This window comes from Clostridium sp. UBA3061, from assembly GCF_002367465.1.
Lineage (GTDB): Bacteria > Bacillota > Clostridia > Clostridiales > Clostridiaceae > Clostridium_J > Clostridium_J sulfidigenes.
In genome coordinates, this window is the sequence record NZ_DFCF01000006.1 from 119,141 (window position 1) to 139,549 (window position 20,409).

The following is a 20,409-nucleotide window of genomic DNA, read 5'->3' on the forward strand; positions in this document are numbered from 1 at the left end:
TATATCTTTGTAGTATGAAATATGATGAAGATATTATATTTCTGTGTTTGTTTTAATAAAATTCCCCATTATACCTGCCACTATAACTGGAACTATCCAGTTAAAACCTAAATTTGCAAATGGAAGTTCAGTTACTATTGGTACTCCTATTGAACTGCCTATTCCCATATGGTTTAAAACCGTTAATACACTTATAAATAAAGCTGTATATGTTGAAAAAATAAACACATAATTGTTCTTAATTTTTTCTTTAAATAATGTTAATATTACTAATGTAACTGTTGGAGGATAGATTACGCTTAATATTGGTGCTGAAAATTTTATTATAGTACTTACTCCAAAATTAGCTACTATACTACTAAACACGCATACGAATATAACTATATCTCTATATTTCCATTTTCCCTTTGATACTTTACTAAAATACTGGGCTGTTGCAGACGTAAGTCCTATTGCTGTTGTAAGACATGCAAGACCTATTATTATTGCTAATAATATCTTTCCTGGTTTTCCAAGTAATATATCTGTTATATGTACTATTAATGCAGTTTGAGATATTTCTCCTAATGGTATGTTTGTATATTGATTTGAAATGGTAGCTCCTAAATAAGTCAACCCGCCATAGACTAAAACTAGTCCTATTGAGGCAACAATAGATGCTTTTAAGGTTAATTTTATTTTTTCTTTTATTCCTTTATATCCTTTATTACTTAATGTTGTTATTACAACAGTAGATAATGCTATAGCTCCTAATGCATCCATGGTTTGATAGCCTTGAATTACTCCTTCTGCAAATATACTTTCTACTCTTGGCGCTATACTGATAGAATCAATTGGATTTATTATTCCAACTAATATGAGTAATAGTAGAGTTATGAGAAGCATTGGGGTTAAAAACTGACCTATTATATCAATTACTCTAGATGGTTTTATAGATAAAACCAATGTTATTGAAAAAAATATTATTGAAAATACTACTGGGCTAAATCCTTTGAATATTGGCACAATACCCATTTCATAGGTTGTTGCTGCTGTCCTCGGTATGGCTAGAAGTGGTCCTAAGCATACCATTATAACAGCACCCAAAATTATTGATAATTTTTTACCTACCTTTCCAAAAATTTCACTTACATCTCCATTGCATTTAGCTGCAGCTATAATTGATAGTATAGCTAAGCCTACATCAGCTAAAACAAATCCAAACAATCCACTACTCCAACTTATCCCTGATTCTAGTCCTAAAAATGTTGGAAATATAAGATTTCCTGCTCCAAAAAACATAGCAAATAAAGCAAAACCAATTACTATAGCATCTCTCGTCATATCTTTAGTTTTCATTTAATCTACTCCTTAACAAATTCCGTCTTAACATATAATTATTTATTATAATTAACCTCTTAGGTATACGTTCAACCAATTTTAAAATGGGACTTTAATTCATTCTAAAATTCAGTTGATATTTCTCATAAATAAAAAAAGATTATCTCAATATAAAAATATGAGACAATCCTTTTAGCTCTAATTTAATAGGTCTATTTTAATTTTATCTCTATCTTGTCTACACTTGGAGTTAATTGAGTTAATTTCATATTAGCCTTTTCAAACATATATTTAGAGGCTTTTATAGAATCTGTTTCAGCATACTTATCACTAAGATAATAAACTTCCTTTATGCCTGATTGAATGATATTTCTAGCACATTCATGGCAAGGGAATAAATTTACATATAGTCTACAGCCTTCTAAAGACTTACCTCTAGCATTTAAAATAGCATTTTGCTCAGCATGCACTACATAAGGATACTTAGTTTCTAAAAATTCTCCATCCCTACTCCAAGGAAAATCTTCATCACTACATCCATTAATAAATCCATTATATCCAATAGAAACTATCCTATTGTTGCAATCAACTATACAAGCTCCAACCTGTGTTGATGGATCCTTACTTCTCATTCCTGATAACAAAGAAATACTCATAAAATAATCATTCCAAGAAATATAATCTTCTCTCTTCATACTTAACCTCCTTGAAGTATTTATTACTATTTTATATTAAAAACCTTCATAATTAAAGATACTTTTCTAAATCTGTTATGGATTTCATATAAAAATATCTGTTTATTGTGCTCATTAATATCACATGGTAAAGCAAAAATCCCAAATATATTGATTAACTTTTTTCTATAATGACAATAATTATTATACGAGGTGATTCTTATGAACAAATATGAAATTTTAGTACTACTTATAGTACTCATAATACTTATAAAGAGCTTTACTCAATTTATTGAGAAAATAAGAGGCTTTAAAGATGAACAACTAAAATTTACTATGAGGATTAAAAAAGAAAATATTAATAGATTAACAGGGCTTCAATTTGAAGGCTTCTGTCAATGGCTTTTTCATAATAACCCTGAATATAAGGATATAAAGCTTACACCTCCTAGTAATGATGGTGGAGTTGATTTGATTCTTACAAATTATGACGATGAAAAAATCTATGTTGAATGTAAAAGATATGATTCTAATCCAACTCTAGCCTCTAATGATGAAGATAATGCTTCTGATGAGTTTTTTATAGGAAGAGTTATATGCCAAAAACTTGTTGGTGCTATGATGGCAAACAATATAAAAAAAGGTATTATTCTTACTACAGGCAGTGTGTCCCCTAATGCCCTAGAATACATTGGTAAACTAGAAGACAACAGTGATCTATCTCTTAAAATATATACTATGGATAATATTTTAAAGCTTATTGAAGAACGAGAAAATCAAGATGACTATGAACTCGCCGTAGAGATTTAAAAACTCAACTACTCCTGATATAAATACATAATTATATATATTTACTCTAACATCCATGTACCTATTATTAATTAATTTTCTAATTTTTGCGTATATGAAATCAATTACTGCAAACACTAATCTTGTTAATATATTAAAAACAAGGAGGAGTAAATATGGAAGCAATCGTAAATAAAGATACATGTATAAGTTGTGGAGCTTGTGTTGGTGTCTGCCCTGAGATTTATTCATTCGATGATGATGGTAAAGCTGAAGCTATAGATGGAGATGTTCCTTCTGATCTTGAAGCTGGAGCTGTTGATGGAAGAGATCAATGTCCTGTAGATGCCATAGATATTAAAGAATAATGAGCTAGGCTTACTGCCTAGCTTTTCTTATCTTAATACTTAGTTATGATTATATTATTAGTTTTGATAATAAAATTTAAAAGTATAATTTAAAATTTATAACATACAATAACTTTACTAGTTCATAGTGAATTTCTTTACCTCTTAGTAATAATAATTATCTATTGTACAGAAACTTACTATGACTAAAAATTAAATTAGGTATTAAATTTTATCTTAATATCTGAAAATAAAACTTAGGAGGAAATTGTTATGCAACAAAATCAAGGAAAAAATGCTAAACAACATGTTCAGGATGTACAAAGTAAACTTCAAGATTCAACAAACTGCTTAAATCAAGCATTAAACTCTGTTGAAAAACCACAAAATAGACAAAAAATCCAAAATACTCTTAATTCAGTAGAAAGTGCATTAAATTCAGTAAATAGTACTCTTTCTAACTATCAAGAATAACAAAACACAAGGTTAATCCCAAAACCTTGAGTTCTATATGAATACCAATTAATTTAATAGAGAGACTGAGATATTAAATAAAATAATTAATATCTCAGTCTTTTTCTATATTATATTTCATCATTTTAACAAACAAAATTTATCTTTTTATATTGGTTATATCAATAGATATATATTATATATAGGATAATTCAATTATACATATTCATTTTTGTCTTATATAATTACTTTAGAGTTATGTAACTAATATGTAAAATATATTTTTGTTAGGAGGGAACCTTTAAGTGATTAAAGAAGAAATGACTCCAAAAGAGAGAATGGATGCATTTTCTAGAGGATTAGAAATTGATAGACTAATTTGTATCCCCGACATGGGAGCAACTATGGCGCCATTCATTGGTATAACAACTAAGGATTACTATCATTCTGCACGACTAATGGCAGATTTAGAAATAGCTTTGTTTAAAAAACTTCGTCATGATAGCGTAGGCATATCTACTAGTCTTAGAGGAGTGGCTGAAGCTATGGGAGCCAAGGTATGCTATCCTGATTATGCTATCTCCTATTTACTAGAACCTGCTATTAAATCAATAGATGAAATTGAATCTCTCAAAATAGTAAACCCTCTAAAGGATGGAAAATTACCTATACTACTGGAAGCATTAAAACTTACTAAAGATGCACTTATAAATGATGTAGATGTCAGTGCCTCTATGTCTGGTCCTTTTAGTGTTGCAGCCTCTGTAGTAGGAACTGAAAATTTATTAAAATGGATGATTAAATATCCTAAAAAGGTTCATACTCTTATGGAAATAGTGTCAGAATCTAATAATAGATACATAGAAGAAGTTGCTAAACTGGGTATCTCAATTAGTTTTGCTGATCCAGTCTCATCAACAAGTCTTATAAGTCCAAAGCAATTCAGAGAATTTTCCTTACCTGCTCTTCAAAAAAACATAAATAAAATAAAAGAAAAAACTGGTAGTTACCCTGGTATACACATCTGCGGAAAAAGTAGAGACATTTGGGAAGATGTTGTGAATACTGGAATTTCTAATTTTAGTATTGATAATATAGAAGATATAGAAGAAGCTAAAAATGTGATTGGTGATAAAGTTGTAATAACCGGAAATGTTCCTCCTGTTGATGTTATATATGCTGGAACTAAAGAAGACATTTTTAAGTCAGTAAAACAATGTATTAGAAAAGGTTTCAATTCTCAAAAAGGTTATATTTTAAGCACTGGATGTCAAATTCCAATGCACACTCCAATGAAGAATATTGAAGCCTTTATGGATGCTGGTAAACTATACGGAAAGTATCCAATAGATCTAGAAGAACTAATGAATGATTAATAGAACTTTTTACTGAAACCTTAAGAAATAGATTCTTTAATAATCTATTTCTTAAGGTTTTTTCTTTCATAAGCTAAACTTTCCAAGTATGATTTTAAATTTATGACATATAATAATTTTGATATTCCATAGTGAAATTCTTCTGATAATAATGGTGTTAATAGGACTGTTGTAGATGAAGAAATTTACTATGAACAAAAATTCACTCTTGGATTGAGCTTAAGCTTATTTTCATAATATGCTAGCTCCATACCTTAAAAATAAAGTTTTAGGAGGTAATTGTTATGCACAATAATGAAGGAAAAAGCGCTAAACGCCATCTACGAGATGTACAAATTGAACTTCAAGATTCAAAAACTTGCTTGGATCAAGCATTAAAATCTGTTGAAAAATCACAAAACAGACAAATAATCGAAAATACCCTTAACTCAGTAGAAAGTGCACTACATTCATTAAATAACACACTTTCTAACTATGAAGAATAGTAAAAACTAGTGCTATTATATTCCACTATTTCCTCTTCGCCAATATCCCTTTTAGGGTATTGGCGAATTTTATTTTACTCTAACTTCACTAGTTATAACAACCTGATGCTAAAATCTTATACAATCTCTGTCATTATATGCTCATAGGTTGGTGGTAAGTCATAACTTTTTATATGTTCAAACTTTTTCACCTTAACCCTTCCGTTACCTTCTACAGTGAAATCAATATTATCAGTTCCTACAAGAATATGAGGTCCTATATAGGGATTTACTTGAAGGCTTATATCAAATACAAAGGAACGATAACCATTTGGTCTAGAAATACTATTTATATATATGGAGTAAGGATCAACTAGTGGCGTTTGAGATAAGTATGTAGAATAATATTTTTCCACCTCAATCTGGATATAAGGCATTAGTAAAGCTAAAAACACATCTTGATACAGTTCTTCTGTGGACTCCTTAGGTGGTTGATGAGGTAAGTCTACGGTTGTAGATACATTCATAAAAATCTTATCACCTTCCATCCTTCCATGTACTTCATCATTTTCTACTCCAAATATTATTTTCTCATTTATATTATACATTAATACCATAACAGCCAATAAAATTTGTCCCTTCTTAATGTACTTTTTAAAATTAATCATTACTTATGCCCTCTTTTCTTTAATTCTCATTCCCTTTATGTATATAGTATGTGTATACTTACAGCCAAGGATACACTACAATAAAAACTCATATTGTAAAAACTTCTTACAGAAACCTATTTAAAAGGTTAAATATTTTGTTATTTGTCTATATAAATAAAGCAGTAGAAAGCTAAAATTCTACTGCTTTATTACTTAATCTAACCTCACCTTTCTATTTCTAAAAGCTTTACCTATGATGTAACTTAATAGCAATATTGCTACTAAAATCATGAATGTGTATAATGAATTAATTTCTACAACAAAATTTGTAATTAAGATAAAGTTTAGAATTGCTCCTGGTATCACAAATAAAATATATAATAATAACACCTTTATTATTTTTTTTGTATTTCCTTTATTTTTTATTATTACTTTCCTTAATCCTATACTAAAAATAAACCTACAAAACAAAAAGTCAACTATAAACATAAAAATTATATTTAAGGTGAATTTCATATGAAATATATAATATAATAATGACATCATTGCTGACATAATTATAGCCCACCTAGTACTTTGATATATATTAAGTATTGTACTACTATTAATATCCTTTGATTTTATTATTTCTTTACAAAATTCTTCAATATTATTACCAATTATACTCTTCACATCAATACCATCATCCTGTGCACTTATTAGTAAGTCCTTTACATCCTCACTTACTTCATCAATAAAGCTACCTTCCATACCACTACTTGATAAGTACATTACTATACTGGTGTATGCTTCCTTATATTCATCCCTCAATATGCTATTACTCATCGTCCATCCCCCCTATAATCTTATTTACATTAACATGTAGTTTATTCCAGTATTCTATAAAACCTTCAAGTTCTATACTTCCCATTTCTGATAGTTTATAATATTTTCTATTAACTCCCGCGGATGATTTCCTTCTTTCAGCAATTATTAACTGATTTTTTTCAAGCCTAAGTAATAATGGATAAAGCGTTCCCTCAACAATATCTTCAAATCCACATCCTTTTAATTTTGTTAGTAGTTCATAACCATAGGTCTCTTCCTTTGAAATTATACTTAGTATACATCCTTCAAGAATACCTTTAAGAATTTGAGAATTATTATTCACAGCAACTCCTCCTTTACCTTGTAATACAAAGTATATTATTATTATATTAAAATGTACTTTGCATTGCAAGGTATATTTTAATAAATCCTGCTATTACTTAATACTTACTAAAAATAATCACTAAAAAAAGAAGGTGTAGCCTCTACGACTACGCCCTCTTTCCTACTTATATAATCCATAAAACTATGATTTATTTAAATCATAGTTAGCCAATTCTTTTACCTAAATTCTTTTGAGAAAGGCTTGCTTCATAAACAATCATAGTAGCTGCTACTCCTACATTTAAGGAATCTGCACCTCCAAACATGGGGATTATTATTCTTTCACATTCATATTTATTCCAAATTTCTGAAATTCCATGTATTTCATTTCCTACAATAATAGCAATTCTCCCCTTATAATTAGCATCATAGTAATTGTTACTGGCTTTTAAATCAGTAACAATAATCTTAAATCCGTTACTCTTAAGCCACCTTACAAGTAATTCTATATCACTACTTACAACTGGCAACATAAAACTAGATCCCATGCTTGACTTTATCAGCTTTTGATTTGTTTTTCTAACTTTACTATTACAAATAATTACTCCATCTCCACCAGCACCATCAACTGACCTTATGATTGTTCCAATATTTCCTGGTTTCTCTAATCCATCAAGTATTACTAGCAAATTGTTTTCCTTTAGCTTTACATCCTTAAGGTCATACTTTGGAAAACTACATAATAGAAAAAATCCTTCTCCACTATCTCTGCTACTCAATCTTTTACACAAATTACTTGATATTAAACATGAATTCTCTGCTACCATAGAAATACTCTTAACCATATCAAGGATAGATTTGTTTTTAATAAACTCTAGACAAAATACAAAGTTTATTATTCTAATATTACTTTTAATTATCTTTTCATAGGCCCATAATCCCTCTATAACAAATAAATCTTCATCTTCACCCCTTTTATTTTTTATTATTCCATTGATTAGTCTTATTGAATTGTCCTTACTACCAACAAGTTTTAAATGAGAAAACTCTTCACCTAATTCCTCTATATCTAACCCCATTTTAAATATTATTCCTTTCTGTATACCTAATTCAAAAAATTTATTATTTATATTTCACCCCACAAACATAAATATCTTTAATTAAGAATTTCACATATCAAAATTTATCATCATACTTATTTTAATATACAGAGATCATCAATTAATATATAAAGAACAATTCTATATTATTCTTTGCACATAAAAAGCTACCACTCATTATCAGAGTGATAGCTTTTCATTTCTATTTTTACTATATACAATTTTTTTAATACTATCTATAGAAAGAAAAAATTCTTCTGACAGCTCATCAATGGTATATCCACTTTCATGCTTATTACGTATAACTTCATTTCTATTTTGTATACGCTGCCTGGTTCCTGACTTTTCTCCCCACTTTTTCCGTGTTGTATGTTCAGATGGAATATATACATATTCTCCTTGAATATACTTTTGAATTTCTCTTAATAAATTATCTGGTAAAATTGTTTCAGCCTTTACATATCCCATAAAACTCAGCTCCTTAAATTTATACTTTAAATTAAGGAAACAAAGCCTGTATAAGTATGAATTTATTTAGTAATGGCGACTAGATATTTACCTCTGTGCAATTGTCGCCTTAAGCCATACTTACAGACTTTGCACAGAGTATTTTGAGTTGTTCTTTCTTAGCTAATTGAAATTTCATATTTACTACCCCCAATAAACCTTATTTTCTATATAATACCAAATACTATAGAAATCATCAATTAATCTTCTAAATTATAAATCTAGATATCTAGATTTATAGATACTCCAAGGTATCTACTAATTCAAAATCATTATACTCTGATACAAAATCCTGAAGTATTTTGCAATGTCCAGCTCCATAAATAACCAAAACTCTATCTCCAGGTTCAACTATATCTTGTAGATTTCCAAAAATATAAAGATTTCTCCTATACCATTCTGTAAGCATGTCCACTCCATAATATTTATCTCCAGCTCCTATTTGAGCCATATCTAAATATAAATCACTATGCTCCTTTGCAATACGCGTAGGATCATTAAGATGCTTTAGGATTTCAATAACTGTACTATTCTTCATAATTTCATTTTCACTTATATTACATTCCTTTATTTCATTCATAAACTTCTCATAGAACTCTGGACAATTCTTTTCAGCATATTCAAAAACCTGTTCCGGTAAATCTACCGGATAGTCTATAGGATAAATTTTATTATGTTTTAATATTTGTCCTAACCTAAACCCTAATTGAACAATTTCATTTCTATGACTTATTATTTTGTTAGATGAATTATAATTATTTATACAATACTCGGAATAAGCCTTATTTAATTCCTCTTCTTTTCCTCGATTTGCTTCAACAGCAATTTTATTTGGTTTAAATTGCATTAGCTTTTCTATTACTACCTTAATCTCTTTTTGTTTTTTCTCAGTGGTAATATCCTCATATTCAGTTTTTAATAAATGTTCTCCACCCTTTCCAAAATGATAAGTTCCTAATATAAGTATCTTCGCTTTTTTCTCCATAAATACACCCCCCATTTTCTATATAATATAAAACATTTATAAATTTACAATTAATTCTCTAAATTACATTGAAACTTAAGAATACTATGACTTATTTTTATTGGTTAAGTTCAAAATATAATGCTTATATAATTTTTAATTACCATTAATATCAAAATTAGAAGCATACCCACCATCATAAATAATTACATAATAGTAATCATCCTTTTTGCTATCTTCGTCCAATATAAAACTTTTATGCTCTAATAATTTACTATCAATTTTACCATCACTTATAACTCCAACCTCTATAGTTGGAGGATTATCTTTCTCTTCTATAGTATGAAAATCTCTTGATTTATAGTAGTTTTCTATATTTTCGGTATCCAATTCAGATTTTAATACTATAACAGTAGCAAAATCTAATCCATTACCATTACCATTTAATTTACCATATACAGAATCTTTATCAATTAACTGGGTATTATTTGGCAATTTACAATTATATAATTGCTTTGAAAACTTATATAACTTTATATTATTACTAATTGGAAATACTATCCAAGGCAATATTGTAATTGCTACTATTATAATTACTAATACTATAAATAATTTTTTAACTATCCTCATATCAGCTAATCTCCCATTATATATTTAAAGCTATAAATGTTATTAACAATTATTTCATTATCCAAAACATATACTTATTTACTCTTCTTTTGTGATATATTTACGCCCTGCATAATACAAATAACAATTCCACTAAATTATTAATTTATCTCCTAATCAAACTCAATTATAATTATAGGAACAAATGGATTAAGCTGAAGTTATTCTATTTCTTTTTTGAAATATATACACTATCATTAAAACAAGTAATGAGATTAATAATATGTGTAAAATTATATGGTATAAATCAGGTATCAATATACTATCAGATTGTGGAATAATATGGTATGTGTTAGCAAAGAATTTATTATACCCACTTAATTTCCTCTCAGTTACACCAAAAATTGTGTAATTCCAATGTGAAAAATATTGAACTATAACCCAAACCGTAAGAAATACTGATAATACATATTTACCTTGTTTTTCTTTTAAGAAAAATAGCATAGAACAAACAACAAAAATTATCCACCAAGTAGTATCAAAACTCAGTATGCCTGGGCTTTCAACTAAGCAAGAATTTCCTATAGAAAACCCTGTAATATCCAACGTAAACCAAAACAGTAAACTAACCAATAATATATTTATAATTCTCTTCATAACTCCCCCATCTACACAATCAACTTTTTTAATTTTGAAAAAAGTTAAACTATTTCCTACTAAATATTTGTGTATCTCCAAGTAATGTAATTGCATTATTATCAACAATTATCCCACCAGTATCTTTAATTGCATATACAGTATCTGTTCTTTCATTTAATACCTTATTTATATAATTTTTTTCTATTTCTGTATCTTCATAATGAACTTTAATATCAAAGTCTCTAATCAAATTTAATCCTCTATTATATGAGAATGTATCATAATCTTTATCAGGAGTAATATGGTAATCTGCTATCTGAATTATTGCTCCAGCACTAATACCTATAATTACTCCTACAAAACTTTCAATCTCATTTATTAAATCAAATTCCTTTAAGCGATACATCATTTTATCAGGTAACCCTCCGGTAAAAAATATTATGTCACTGTTTCTTACTTTCTTTTTTGCATTTTCTTCTGTATCTTTAAAATAATTTATCTAGTCTATATTTTCTTCCCTAATTCCATAACTTAAAAATAGTAGAACAATAGTGTTATAATACTTTCCTTTATATTTACTATAGGCACTCTGCCACTCCATATCATTGCTTATATTTTCACCGAAAGAAAATGGAATTACCAAAACCTTATCATTACACTTTATATATTTTTCCATCGTATCTTTTGCCCAATTTTCATGGAAATTATATAAACTAAATAATATATTAACCATTAATATTCTTCCTCTCTTCATAATTCACAAAGTAATGATATTTCCAATTATTATTTATGTGAATTACTTCATTTTGCAGTAATATACTACTGTTTCATAATCAAAAGTCAATTCCCCATTTTTATTATACTTTTTAAATAGAAGTTCAAGTTCCGTAATCATATAATTGAATCTTGGATCTTCTTCATTTGGAATATATGAATAAGATACTAAATCCCCTTTTAATCTTTCCAAATTATACACTTGAGGATTAGAAAATATTTCTTTATCGATTGTTTTTAAACCAAAGAATTTGGGTAAATCCGTATTAAGTGAATTCCCCCCCTCACGTTCTGAGTATTTTTCAATTAGTTCCATATATTCATTCATAAATTTGCTATTGCTAAATTTTCTTCTATTATTGATAATTACTACGAACGCGCCAGGTTTTAATATTCTGAGGAATTCTTTTTTTGTAGCTTCTGGTTCAAACCAATGGAATGCTTGTCCTGATGTAATTATATCTACTGATTCTGATTCCAACTTTGTATATTCAGAAGATGCATCTATTGAATGAAAATCTGTGTAATTAATTAGATACTTCTCTCCAGTGGACCTCATTTCTGCATTAGGTTCAATGCCGTATACTTTGTTTCCATTATCCAAAAATAATTTAGCAGAGATTCCTGTTCCAGAGCCAATATCAGCAATAATTGCTTCTTTAGTTAAGCCAATTGATGTATTTAGAAACCCTATTATTTCATTAGGATAGTTAGGTCTATATTTTGCATAGTTTTCTACTCAACTACTAAATCTACCTTTAGGATTAAGTTCTGTTAAATTCATAATACCCTCCAAATTAAAAAATTTAATGTTTCCTTGTAAATTTTACTTGTATTATAACTCCCTATCATCAAATGCCTTTCGGGTTGCATTTCCTTTTTTTGCATCAAAATTTATAGGAAGATGCTCTTTATCAATTATGTCTTCATAGTTAATTCCAGAAAAATAATTAATACCTTTCTCATTTATTCACTCCTAATTGAACTCTATAAGTATTCCTTATTTCATATTTCCAAATTTTTATATTAACTTCTATTCTTAATATAATCATCTATAAGCTTAATATCCTTAATATCCTTCTCTCTTCCTAATTGTGCCTTCTGCTTTTTTATACTTTCTAAACTTCCTACAGGTAATCCATCAATGATCACTATTTCATCAACGAACCAATTTTCTAGTATTTCTATTGTATCGTTTATCTGAATAATTCTTGAATTATCTTTTTCTACTGTGTACTTACAACCTTTTTTTAAAAATAGTTCAACTAAATTTGTAGTACATCCTAAATCAATATCATTTGTGGTTTCTTTAACACCATGAATTACTAAACCTGCACCAGAGGTTATCCAATATTCACTTAAAGGTAACTCCATGTTTTTAAGTATTTTAACTATATCTTCTTTTCCTAACATTTTAATAACCCCCTTAATTATATTAATTTTCATCTGATTTCTAATACTCTATAGTCCATTATAAAATTCAATTAGTAACTTTATATTATCCCTATGATATGGACTATTGCCCCTGATAATAAAGCAACAACAGTGCTAATTATTATTCCTATAACAGCACCCCTTATATGATGCCAGGGATTCTTATATTCTTTATCCATATCCTCAGTTCCAGGTATTCTTGTTCTTTTACTATGACAAAAAAGTCCAATATCTAATACTATCATATCGTAAATATTCACCACAAAAAATAGTATAAACACGTGTATATATGCAGACTTAAAGTTTTTTGCACCAGAATAATATGCCACTACAGCAAGAACAATTGCAAAAATCAATACTGAAATTAATTTAATTGATAAATGTCTTTTTTTCTCTACTTTAATAACATCTTTATACTGAGGCAGATTTTCTACCCTTTCTATAATTTCTTTAGGGTAAGACATAATATGCTTAATAGGATCTTTATAAAGAGAAGGTAATATAATTAGCGTGAAAACTGCACAGGAAATAACACATTCTATAAATAAAATCATATTTTATCCCTCCTTCAAAATGAAAATAACTATAACATAACATATTTTTAGCTTTTATTATTTTTATGTTCTTTAATCTACAAAGCCTTGATATAACTATCATTAAGCCTCCTAGATATAAATAAAATTTTATAAACATATAATTATTTTTTTCAAAAATAATTTTCAAAAATTAAACTTTTCTTATGTCAACCAGAAATATATTTTATTTTCTTGCAGGATCATCCGTATAAACTTTTTTTACAATCCCAATACCACTATTATCAGGAGTATAAAATTTTATTTTAAATCAATAGTCATTTCCCTCAACTATCTCGTCATATTGCTCTGATGTTAATATTAGTGTGCTATCAATAGGTTTTAAAGGATATATATAATTATGATATTTTAATGTGAATTGATTATTTTCTTTTTCTTTATATGCATAAGGATTTTTATATTTTTCATATTTAGCTATATCTTCCTTGTTATTGACATCAACAATTTTTATAGCAGATGTATAGGTTATTGTTTTTGGTTTTCCCCAAATCATATAGCCAAACAATGCCAATATTCCTACAAAAACCATTGCTATTAGTAATAGCTTAATTCTAATTTTTGAATCTGATTTCATTCCTTTAACCTCCCAATTATTTACTTATATATTGTGAATTCATTAACTTTTGTTTAGCAGCCTTATAATGCCTCCAGTAATTAGTATAATACTTATGGTTATTATCCCACATTATTAAATATAGTTTCAATGCTAAAATTCTTAACTAAACTAAATATTATTGGTATTGCAAATATAACTCCTATTATTAACATAATTATAGGAGACTTTAATATATTCTTCATAGGTAATGGTGCTTTGCCTGAGCCAATAAAATAACCATGATTATTAGCGTTCTTTTGCCACTCATTTATCTCCTCTACTTGGTTTTCTAATGGATTTAACTTTGATTCATTATTTTTATTATTAATAATTTTCACCCCCTATTAAATCTAGATAAAAGAATGAAATTTATGCTCCTTCGACATTAGTATTTTATTCAATAAGTCCTTTTTCCTTTATAAACAATTTAAATTTATCAATATCTCCATTTATAAAACCGTTTTTACTAAGAATTATATTTTGTTTTTCTATCATCAATGAAAATAGATTTTCTGTTTCTAATACTTTAGTAATTTGACTATACTCTAATGTTAAATTAGACCTAAATGTAATAATATCTATTTTTTCATCGTAAAAATTTAACGTTATTTCCACTGATTCACCATATACCCCTTTAAAGTTTTTATAACTCTCTTTTAATTTTAAAGTATACCCTTTAAAAAACATAAAAAGGAAAAATACTGTAGATAAAAACATGCACACAGAAACCAAGTATACTCCATTTGTTATGAAGTTTATAACAGTAAAAAATGCAGATATAAGAAACATTAATAAAACAAAACTGCGATATTTCTTATTACATTCCTTATAATTTTCTTCTGAAAGCTCATTTATTACTTCTTTTGTAATTATTGTTTTATTTTCAAATATTGGCATCAATTCAACTCCTAACATTCAATTCTTTATTTTATCCTAAGTTTCTCAATCATTTTATTTATATTTTAATTATAACATTAATTTCAATATAATATATATCCTTGTATATTAGTTAATTAATTCTTAAAACAAAATAGAAAGCATTAATTTACTTAATGCCTTCTATCTCCATCTGTAACCTATTAAAATATTTTTCCATAAACTTAATTCTTTCTCTACCAATTTCTTTTGCTTTCTTTGTATATAACTTATCTTAAATTTTTACTTAACACTTCCGTTAAAGAACCATCATCTATTTCATATACCTTACATGATACAAAACCATTCTTTAATAATATTTTTCTAGATGCTATGTTATTAGGATCTATCATTCCTATAACTTGTTGTACACTCTTCATTTCTTCAGCTTTATTTAATAATTACCTTAGAATCTCACTTCCATATCCCATTCCCCAATACTCAAGGAGCAGTAAATACTCAACCTCAGCCTCGGTAAAATCATCCTGAGAAAGAATTTTTTCAAAATATATTCTCTTAGCCATATTTACCACTCCTTGTCTATATTATTAAGCTAATATATTTATTTTTCTCCAAATGCATATATCACTGACATATTAAAATGAAGCCCGTCACCTTTGCCGAAACTTTCTAGTCCTTGAAATATGTCTTTTTTAAACTCTTCAAATACATAACAACCCAAATCTTCTATTTTTTCAAATATTCCTCTAACTGCATTGGTGCACATTTCTTGCCACCATTCCTCTTTATCCTTATACACAACATCTGTACTTTCTTCATGAACTTTAACATTTTTAAAACCTGACTCATCTAATATTTTTTTCACATCCACTACTGTATCAAACTTTGGAATATCTGGCTTTCTATCTTTATTTTCTTTCTGTATGTTCGTAGGTAAATATTTATTAACTATTTCAGTTAACCACTTTTGATCTTCCTGTTTACCCCATATACTAAATCCCACTCGTCCTCCATTTTTTAGTACCCCTAGTATTCCATTTAATCTATTTTCACTAAGTAAAAGATATCCTATTCCAAATCCACAAATAACATTATCAAATGAATCTTTTTTAAAGTTTAAATTCTGAGCATTCATATTTTTAACTTCCGCATTACATATTTTCTTATTTAAAATATCTTTATGAGTTTCACTTACCATAACTTCTGAATTATCTATACCTACAGCATATCCATCTGTACCTATTTTATCTATTGCAGCAAATAATGAAGCACCTCTACCCATTCCAATATCTAACACTTTAGCTCCTTTGTTAATACTTGAAAGTTCAACTAATCTATCTCCAAAACTATTCCAATACTTAGGTCCAACTTTTCCAAAATCAACGGCAACCTTGTCCCATATTGTTACTAACTTCATTTTACTCCTCCAGTTATATTCCTCTATTGCTCCTTTATAAACATATCACCATATTATTTTGTAATACTCTATAATCCATTACAAAATTCAATTAATAGCTTGATTGATGATTTATCTGTAAAATCTACTACTTTACCATAGGTTTCAAGCATCATTTTTGCTTCATCATCCATTTTATCCTCAGGCATTTTACTTACTTTCTTTTTTAATAAAGCCATCATAGATTTGTGGATAAAACCAAGATTTTTATAATCAATAGCACCTCTAAAATGATATAATTTAATCCTATCCTGCATTTCCTTTGTAAGATTCTTGTTAATAACAGGGATATATTGATTAGTGTTACTTGGATCAGCAAGTCCTACAGTAAATACAACTAAATTTTTATCTTTTAGCTTATCAAAGGCTTTAGTAATTAATGAAACACCCAGTATTCCACTTGCATAAAGACCGCCTCCATAAATAATAGTAGAATAATTTTGCATATCCGCTACATCAATTTTAGATGCCTCAAAAATATCCGCATCAAGTTCAGTAGCAATCCATTCTGCATATTTTTTTGTTGAACCATATTTTGATTTGTATATAACAACTGTTTTATTCATGTATTTCCTCCTATGATTTTATATGATAATTTACTTTATTTAATTATATTAGGCATATCCACATTAGTATTATCTATAATTAAATCTACAAAGGAATAAGGGTTATAAATCTTTTCATATAATTTATATGCTGGAACATACCTATCATTATATTTGTTTAATAACATTTTCAAGTTAACATTCTTAAATATATCTCTTTCAGAAGCACGTCTTAATTGTTCATCTATTTCAACTATAATCATAATACTATAATCATAATATTTCTTAAATTCATTTTTAAATATAAATATACCCTCAATTATGAGTATCCCTTCACTATCTAAGGAAACATCTAATTTTTTTGTATATTCATCCTCTAGTGTATCTAAAACAAAATCACTAAATTCTATTTTCCCTGTTATTCTGGCTTTTTTTAAAATATCTCTTTCAAATTTTATATAGTCAAAGTTGTTATAATAGTGTTGTTCCCAACATGGTAATTCACCAGAATAGCGTATAGCTCTTTTATTACAGAAATCATCAATTGAAACCACTTCAGCTTTTACTCCTGACTTTATTAAAGAATCTTTAATATTTTGAGATAAAGTGGATTTTCCTGAACATCCTTGTCGATCAATTCCAACTATTAAGCATCTATCTTTTATCATTAATTTCTGAGTGATTAATTTTTCTACTATATACTCAGTTAATTCACTACACTTCAACCTTATTCCTCCATTTGCTATAATTAGTAATATATATTCCAATTATAACATTAACTTCAATATAATGTATATTCAGCTCAATTTCTTTAATAATAAATATTAGCTAAATAGAAATGCTATGTTGTTCTCAACATAGCATTTTAATAATTAAGACTACACTCTTAATCTTAATTTCATTATTCTTATTATCCTCTTGATTTCCCAGTAATATGTTCTATTTTAATTTCTACTATTTTTGCACTATCTTGTGCTCTTTCAATATATCTTTTACCTTCTTCTATGAAGCTTTGAGAATATTTTTCAATAAATTTAAATAAAATATCTCTCTTTAACTCTCCAGTTAGTTCCTTCGCTTCTCCGAAAGCTATAATGCTTTTATATTTTGTACTAAACTTACCTGGTAACATTTCAGTATCCGTAACAATACAAAAGGATACTTTGTGATTTTTTTCAATATTATCAAGCTTATGCCCTTCTTTAGCACAATGAAAATAAATAGTGTTATCTTGATAAACATAACTTAATGGCACAGTATAAGGATAGCCATTTTCACTAACAGTTGCTAGAATTCCATATTCTCCATTAATTAAAATTTTTTCTATGTCTTCACCAAAAACTTCTCTATCCTTTTTTCTCATTTCTCTAAACATATACACAACTCCTTTAAATTTTCTTCATAATATTAACAGACTAAAAATACCTACACAAAACTACTAAAATAACTTTCCCCGGAAATAATTAAACCTTAATTATTTCCGACATTTTCAAATTACTTATTATCAATTATCCTCAAAAATCTATCTACATACCTTTGATCAAAGTCACATAGTTCATAATTTTCTTTAGATGATGTCTTTTCAGCCTTACCTGTGTCCATAAGAAGCTTATCAAATATTTCAAGTTCTAAATAAGTGTCTTCAAATTCACTATTAGCTTGATAAAAATTTACTTTATTACCATCATTAAAGAATACAGTATAATAAAATTCACCTGCTCCTTTTGGAAAAATGCCAAACTTCTTTCCATTAAATCCAGCTTCAACCTTAGAAATATCTTCATAGGAATAGGTTGTCCCCATTGGATTATAAAAACTATAGTCAGTAATCTTATTTTCTGTTACCACAGTAATGCCAGTAATGCACACATATAGTAGAATAATATTTATAATAATAGTTACAAATATATTCTTCTTTACAAAATTGCAAAAGTCTACAGTCCATTTTAACTCTATATTCTTTATTTTTTTATACACTCTTGATATTAAAAATGCAATTAATTCTATTTCATAGAAGAAGATAAAATAACTATATGGTGGTTTAAATATAAACATTAAATAACTCTTTGGTACAAATATAGCTTCTTGTAACGTCCCTATACCCACAAAAATTGAAATAGTTAAAACTATTGCAAGAATTGAAATTAAAAATACAGAGGCTGTACCTTTAGTCTTTTTATTAGGTTGCTTTAAATATTTTCTCCAAGTTAAAGTTAATATTACTGTACTAAATATTGCCATGATGCTATTAAGCCCTATAGAATCATAATTTTTATTAGTAATATTAAGCCAAAGCCACAATAATGGCCCACTAAGCATTAAAGTACCAAACAGTTGAGCTGTTAATGAAATTTCACTTAGCTCCTTAACTTCACCTAAAAATTCAGTGAATTCTTCACTTTTAATATATTCAAAGTCATCATGATAATAATCTAAATCTGCATTAGGATTTTTCTTTACTTCCTTTAATAAAACTTCAATAGTAAATTTCTTGCTTTGAATATCTAATTCACCTTTATTTAATTCTTCTAATTTTTCTTTTAAAATATTTTCTAATTGTAAGTCACCGTTTTTAAACTCTCTTATTTTAGAAATTGGGATTTCTAATTGTCTAAGAATTTTTATCCTTTTCAATTCCTTAATATTATCTTCATCATAATCCCTATATGTGTTTGAATTTCTTCTTACAGAAATTAAACCTTCACTCTCATAAAACCGAATTGTCTTAGCTGATAATCCTGTTAACAGTTCCGCATCTTTTATTTTCATCTATGGTCTCCTTTATGTGATTAATTATAAATATATTAAACACCTTACATCTACTGGAATGTCAATAACTTTAGCAAAAATACAAAATTTATCTATATATTATCAACTAATTTAACCATCAAAAGCCTCTAAAGCCCCATGGTGACAACAACTATTTAAATAGTTAACATTTTAAAATTTTATCTATATAACTTTTAAAAATTTAAAATAGGAAACTATGTAGATAGTTTCCTATGCATATATTCAATATAACTTTATCTTATCCTTCAATAAAATATAAGTCCAAAACTTACTTACAATCTTTTTAACTCTTAATTAAACTAATATAATTATTTTTCCTATTT

Annotated in this window: 30 protein-coding genes; 5 read left to right on the forward strand and 25 right to left on the reverse strand. The window is 27.4% G+C overall.

Annotated features, from left to right (window positions below; genetic code table 11):
- Positions 1–33: 33 nt before the first annotated feature.
- Both brnQ and B2P65_RS05195 read right to left on the reverse strand, forming a co-directional pair.
- Positions 34–1,338, reverse strand: a complete 1,305-nt coding sequence (gene brnQ, locus B2P65_RS05190; RefSeq protein ID WP_346879717.1) for a branched-chain amino acid transport system II carrier protein — start codon at positions 1,336–1,338, stop codon at positions 34–36.
- A 194-nt stretch (positions 1,339–1,532) separates the two neighbouring features.
- The gene (locus B2P65_RS05195) at positions 1,533–2,015 is read right to left on the reverse strand and encodes a dCMP deaminase family protein (RefSeq protein WP_346879718.1); all 483 of its coding nucleotides are present in this window, start codon (positions 2,013–2,015) and stop codon (positions 1,533–1,535) included.
- A gap of 201 nt (positions 2,016–2,216) precedes the next feature.
- Here B2P65_RS05195 and B2P65_RS05200 point away from each other — a divergent pair, with 201 nt between their 5' ends.
- The 5 genes from B2P65_RS05200 to B2P65_RS05220 all read left to right on the forward strand — a co-directional run bounded on the left by B2P65_RS05200 (position 2,217) and on the right by B2P65_RS05220 (position 5,444).
- Complete coding sequence (locus tag B2P65_RS05200; RefSeq protein ID WP_035131754.1) at positions 2,217–2,804, forward strand: restriction endonuclease; 588 nt, start codon at positions 2,217–2,219, stop codon at positions 2,802–2,804.
- Between the two features lie 155 nt (positions 2,805–2,959).
- Complete coding sequence (locus B2P65_RS05205; RefSeq protein WP_346849051.1) at positions 2,960–3,151, forward strand: ferredoxin; 192 nt, start codon at positions 2,960–2,962, stop codon at positions 3,149–3,151.
- 252 nt (positions 3,152–3,403) lie between these two features.
- Positions 3,404–3,604 carry an EscE/YscE/SsaE family type III secretion system needle protein co-chaperone gene (locus B2P65_RS05210; protein WP_035131749.1) on the forward strand — a complete coding sequence of 67 codons (201 nt, stop codon included), beginning with the start codon at positions 3,404–3,406 and terminating at the stop codon, positions 3,602–3,604.
- 284 nt (positions 3,605–3,888) lie between these two features.
- A complete protein-coding gene (locus B2P65_RS05215) occupies positions 3,889–4,959 on the forward strand; it encodes a uroporphyrinogen decarboxylase family protein (protein WP_346849052.1) in 1,071 nt (356 codons plus the stop codon).
- A gap of 284 nt (positions 4,960–5,243) precedes the next feature.
- The gene (locus B2P65_RS05220) at positions 5,244–5,444 is read left to right on the forward strand and encodes a hypothetical protein (RefSeq protein WP_035131744.1); all 201 of its coding nucleotides are present in this window, start codon (positions 5,244–5,246) and stop codon (positions 5,442–5,444) included.
- A gap of 116 nt (positions 5,445–5,560) precedes the next feature.
- On the opposite strand, the gene B2P65_RS05225 is transcribed toward B2P65_RS05220, so the two are convergent.
- From B2P65_RS05225 to B2P65_RS05335, 23 genes are all read right to left on the reverse strand, one after another.
- A complete protein-coding gene (locus B2P65_RS05225) occupies positions 5,561–6,091 on the reverse strand; it encodes a DUF3888 domain-containing protein (protein WP_346849053.1) in 531 nt (176 codons plus the stop codon).
- A 195-nt stretch (positions 6,092–6,286) separates the two neighbouring features.
- Positions 6,287–6,898: a DUF1048 domain-containing protein gene (locus B2P65_RS05230; protein ID WP_346879719.1), complete on the reverse strand. Its 612-nt coding sequence runs from the start codon at positions 6,896–6,898 to the stop codon at positions 6,287–6,289.
- Positions 6,891–7,223, reverse strand: coding sequence for a PadR family transcriptional regulator (locus tag B2P65_RS05235; RefSeq protein WP_346849055.1), 333 nt, complete (start codon positions 7,221–7,223; stop codon positions 6,891–6,893). The genes B2P65_RS05230 and B2P65_RS05235 overlap by 8 nt, the downstream gene beginning before the upstream one ends.
- Positions 7,224–7,428: 205 nt before the next feature.
- Positions 7,429–8,283, reverse strand: a complete 855-nt coding sequence (locus tag B2P65_RS05240; protein WP_346849056.1) for an RNA methyltransferase — start codon at positions 8,281–8,283, stop codon at positions 7,429–7,431.
- Between the two features lie 201 nt (positions 8,284–8,484).
- Positions 8,485–8,772 carry a CD3324 family protein gene (locus tag B2P65_RS05245; protein ID WP_150843961.1) on the reverse strand — a complete coding sequence of 96 codons (288 nt, stop codon included), beginning with the start codon at positions 8,770–8,772 and terminating at the stop codon, positions 8,485–8,487.
- 274 nt (positions 8,773–9,046) lie between these two features.
- Positions 9,047–9,796, reverse strand: a complete 750-nt coding sequence (locus tag B2P65_RS05250; RefSeq protein WP_346879720.1) for a DUF5694 domain-containing protein — start codon at positions 9,794–9,796, stop codon at positions 9,047–9,049.
- A gap of 135 nt (positions 9,797–9,931) precedes the next feature.
- The gene (locus B2P65_RS05255; RefSeq protein ID WP_346849058.1) at positions 9,932–10,405 is read right to left on the reverse strand and encodes a hypothetical protein; all 474 of its coding nucleotides are present in this window, start codon (positions 10,403–10,405) and stop codon (positions 9,932–9,934) included.
- A 189-nt stretch (positions 10,406–10,594) separates the two neighbouring features.
- Complete coding sequence (locus B2P65_RS05260; RefSeq protein ID WP_346849059.1) at positions 10,595–11,041, reverse strand: hypothetical protein; 447 nt, start codon at positions 11,039–11,041, stop codon at positions 10,595–10,597.
- 49 nt (positions 11,042–11,090) lie between these two features.
- Positions 11,091–11,522: a Type 1 glutamine amidotransferase-like domain-containing protein gene (locus tag B2P65_RS05265; RefSeq protein WP_346879734.1), complete on the reverse strand. Its 432-nt coding sequence runs from the start codon at positions 11,520–11,522 to the stop codon at positions 11,091–11,093.
- Entirely contained in the window at positions 11,523–11,756 is a 234-nt protein-coding gene (locus B2P65_RS05270) for a hypothetical protein (RefSeq protein ID WP_346879721.1), read from the reverse strand. It abuts the gene before it with no gap.
- A 63-nt stretch (positions 11,757–11,819) separates the two neighbouring features.
- A complete protein-coding gene (locus tag B2P65_RS05275; protein ID WP_346849154.1) occupies positions 11,820–12,494 on the reverse strand; it encodes a class I SAM-dependent methyltransferase in 675 nt (224 codons plus the stop codon).
- 329 nt (positions 12,495–12,823) lie between these two features.
- Positions 12,824–13,210, reverse strand: a complete 387-nt coding sequence (locus B2P65_RS05280; RefSeq protein ID WP_346879722.1) for a hypothetical protein — start codon at positions 13,208–13,210, stop codon at positions 12,824–12,826.
- Positions 13,211–13,290: 80 nt separating this feature from the next.
- A complete protein-coding gene (locus B2P65_RS05285; RefSeq protein WP_346849062.1) occupies positions 13,291–13,785 on the reverse strand; it encodes a hypothetical protein in 495 nt (164 codons plus the stop codon).
- Between the two features lie 289 nt (positions 13,786–14,074).
- Positions 14,075–14,398 carry a hypothetical protein gene (locus tag B2P65_RS05290; protein WP_346849063.1) on the reverse strand — a complete coding sequence of 108 codons (324 nt, stop codon included), beginning with the start codon at positions 14,396–14,398 and terminating at the stop codon, positions 14,075–14,077.
- A 101-nt stretch (positions 14,399–14,499) separates the two neighbouring features.
- A complete protein-coding gene (locus tag B2P65_RS05295) occupies positions 14,500–14,757 on the reverse strand; it encodes a hypothetical protein (protein WP_346849064.1) in 258 nt (85 codons plus the stop codon).
- Positions 14,758–14,812: 55 nt separating this feature from the next.
- Positions 14,813–15,316 (reverse strand): YcxB family protein, encoded by a 504-nt coding sequence (locus B2P65_RS05300; protein WP_167402993.1) that lies wholly within the window; start codon positions 15,314–15,316, stop codon positions 14,813–14,815.
- A 248-nt stretch (positions 15,317–15,564) separates the two neighbouring features.
- A complete protein-coding gene (locus tag B2P65_RS05305; protein WP_346849065.1) occupies positions 15,565–15,714 on the reverse strand; it encodes a hypothetical protein in 150 nt (49 codons plus the stop codon).
- Between the two features lie 21 nt (positions 15,715–15,735).
- Entirely contained in the window at positions 15,736–15,858 is a 123-nt protein-coding gene (locus B2P65_RS05310) for a hypothetical protein (protein ID WP_346849066.1), read from the reverse strand.
- Between the two features lie 38 nt (positions 15,859–15,896).
- Positions 15,897–16,712: a class I SAM-dependent methyltransferase gene (locus tag B2P65_RS05315; protein WP_346849067.1), complete on the reverse strand. Its 816-nt coding sequence runs from the start codon at positions 16,710–16,712 to the stop codon at positions 15,897–15,899.
- Positions 16,713–16,780: 68 nt separating this feature from the next.
- Positions 16,781–17,317 (reverse strand): flavodoxin domain-containing protein, encoded by a 537-nt coding sequence (locus B2P65_RS05320; RefSeq protein ID WP_346849068.1) that lies wholly within the window; start codon positions 17,315–17,317, stop codon positions 16,781–16,783.
- Positions 17,318–17,352: 35 nt separating this feature from the next.
- On the reverse strand, positions 17,353–18,021 hold the full coding sequence (locus B2P65_RS05325; RefSeq protein ID WP_346879723.1) for a hypothetical protein: 669 nt from the start codon (positions 18,019–18,021) through the stop codon (positions 17,353–17,355).
- A 185-nt stretch (positions 18,022–18,206) separates the two neighbouring features.
- Entirely contained in the window at positions 18,207–18,671 is a 465-nt protein-coding gene (locus B2P65_RS05330; protein ID WP_346849070.1) for a pyridoxamine 5'-phosphate oxidase family protein, read from the reverse strand.
- 119 nt (positions 18,672–18,790) lie between these two features.
- A complete protein-coding gene (locus B2P65_RS05335) occupies positions 18,791–20,065 on the reverse strand; it encodes a MerR family transcriptional regulator (protein ID WP_346877948.1) in 1,275 nt (424 codons plus the stop codon).
- Between the last annotated feature and the right edge of the window lie 344 nt (positions 20,066–20,409).

Coding starts and splice junctions, on each gene's coding strand:
- brnQ (WP_346879717.1), bottom strand. CDS start 1,338: ATGAAAACTAAAGATATGACGAGAGATGCTATAGTAATTGGTTTTGCT.
- B2P65_RS05335 (WP_346877948.1), bottom strand. CDS start 20,065: ATGAAAATAAAAGATGCGGAACTGTTAACAGGATTATCAGCTAAGACA.
- B2P65_RS05310 (WP_346849066.1), bottom strand. CDS start 15,858: ATGGCTAAGAGAATATATTTTGAAAAAATTCTTTCTCAGGATGATTTT.
- B2P65_RS05315 (WP_346849067.1), bottom strand. CDS start 16,712: ATGAAGTTAGTAACAATATGGGACAAGGTTGCCGTTGATTTTGGAAAA.
- B2P65_RS05320 (WP_346849068.1), bottom strand. CDS start 17,317: ATGAATAAAACAGTTGTTATATACAAATCAAAATATGGTTCAACAAAA.
- B2P65_RS05225 (WP_346849053.1), bottom strand. CDS start 6,091: ATGATTAATTTTAAAAAGTACATTAAGAAGGGACAAATTTTATTGGCT.
- B2P65_RS05210 (WP_035131749.1), top strand. CDS start 3,404: ATGCAACAAAATCAAGGAAAAAATGCTAAACAACATGTTCAGGATGTA.
- B2P65_RS05240 (WP_346849056.1), bottom strand. CDS start 8,283: ATGGGGTTAGATATAGAGGAATTAGGTGAAGAGTTTTCTCATTTAAAA.
- B2P65_RS05305 (WP_346849065.1), bottom strand. CDS start 15,714: ATGAAGAGTGTACAACAAGTTATAGGAATGATAGATCCTAATAACATA.
- B2P65_RS05280 (WP_346879722.1), bottom strand. CDS start 13,210: ATGTTAGGAAAAGAAGATATAGTTAAAATACTTAAAAACATGGAGTTA.
- B2P65_RS05270 (WP_346879721.1), bottom strand. CDS start 11,756: ATGGTTAATATATTATTTAGTTTATATAATTTCCATGAAAATTGGGCA.
- B2P65_RS05230 (WP_346879719.1), bottom strand. CDS start 6,898: ATGAGTAATAGCATATTGAGGGATGAATATAAGGAAGCATACACCAGT.
- B2P65_RS05300 (WP_167402993.1), bottom strand. CDS start 15,316: ATGCCAATATTTGAAAATAAAACAATAATTACAAAAGAAGTAATAAAT.
- B2P65_RS05200 (WP_035131754.1), top strand. CDS start 2,217: ATGAACAAATATGAAATTTTAGTACTACTTATAGTACTCATAATACTT.
- B2P65_RS05285 (WP_346849062.1), bottom strand. CDS start 13,785: ATGATTTTATTTATAGAATGTGTTATTTCCTGTGCAGTTTTCACGCTA.
- B2P65_RS05220 (WP_035131744.1), top strand. CDS start 5,244: ATGCACAATAATGAAGGAAAAAGCGCTAAACGCCATCTACGAGATGTA.
- B2P65_RS05290 (WP_346849063.1), bottom strand. CDS start 14,398: ATGAAATCAGATTCAAAAATTAGAATTAAGCTATTACTAATAGCAATG.
- B2P65_RS05255 (WP_346849058.1), bottom strand. CDS start 10,405: ATGAGGATAGTTAAAAAATTATTTATAGTATTAGTAATTATAATAGTA.
- B2P65_RS05330 (WP_346849070.1), bottom strand. CDS start 18,671: ATGTTTAGAGAAATGAGAAAAAAGGATAGAGAAGTTTTTGGTGAAGAC.
- B2P65_RS05195 (WP_346879718.1), bottom strand. CDS start 2,015: ATGAAGAGAGAAGATTATATTTCTTGGAATGATTATTTTATGAGTATT.
- B2P65_RS05250 (WP_346879720.1), bottom strand. CDS start 9,796: ATGGAGAAAAAAGCGAAGATACTTATATTAGGAACTTATCATTTTGGA.
- B2P65_RS05205 (WP_346849051.1), top strand. CDS start 2,960: ATGGAAGCAATCGTAAATAAAGATACATGTATAAGTTGTGGAGCTTGT.
- B2P65_RS05260 (WP_346849059.1), bottom strand. CDS start 11,041: ATGAAGAGAATTATAAATATATTATTGGTTAGTTTACTGTTTTGGTTT.
- B2P65_RS05245 (WP_150843961.1), bottom strand. CDS start 8,772: ATGGGATATGTAAAGGCTGAAACAATTTTACCAGATAATTTATTAAGA.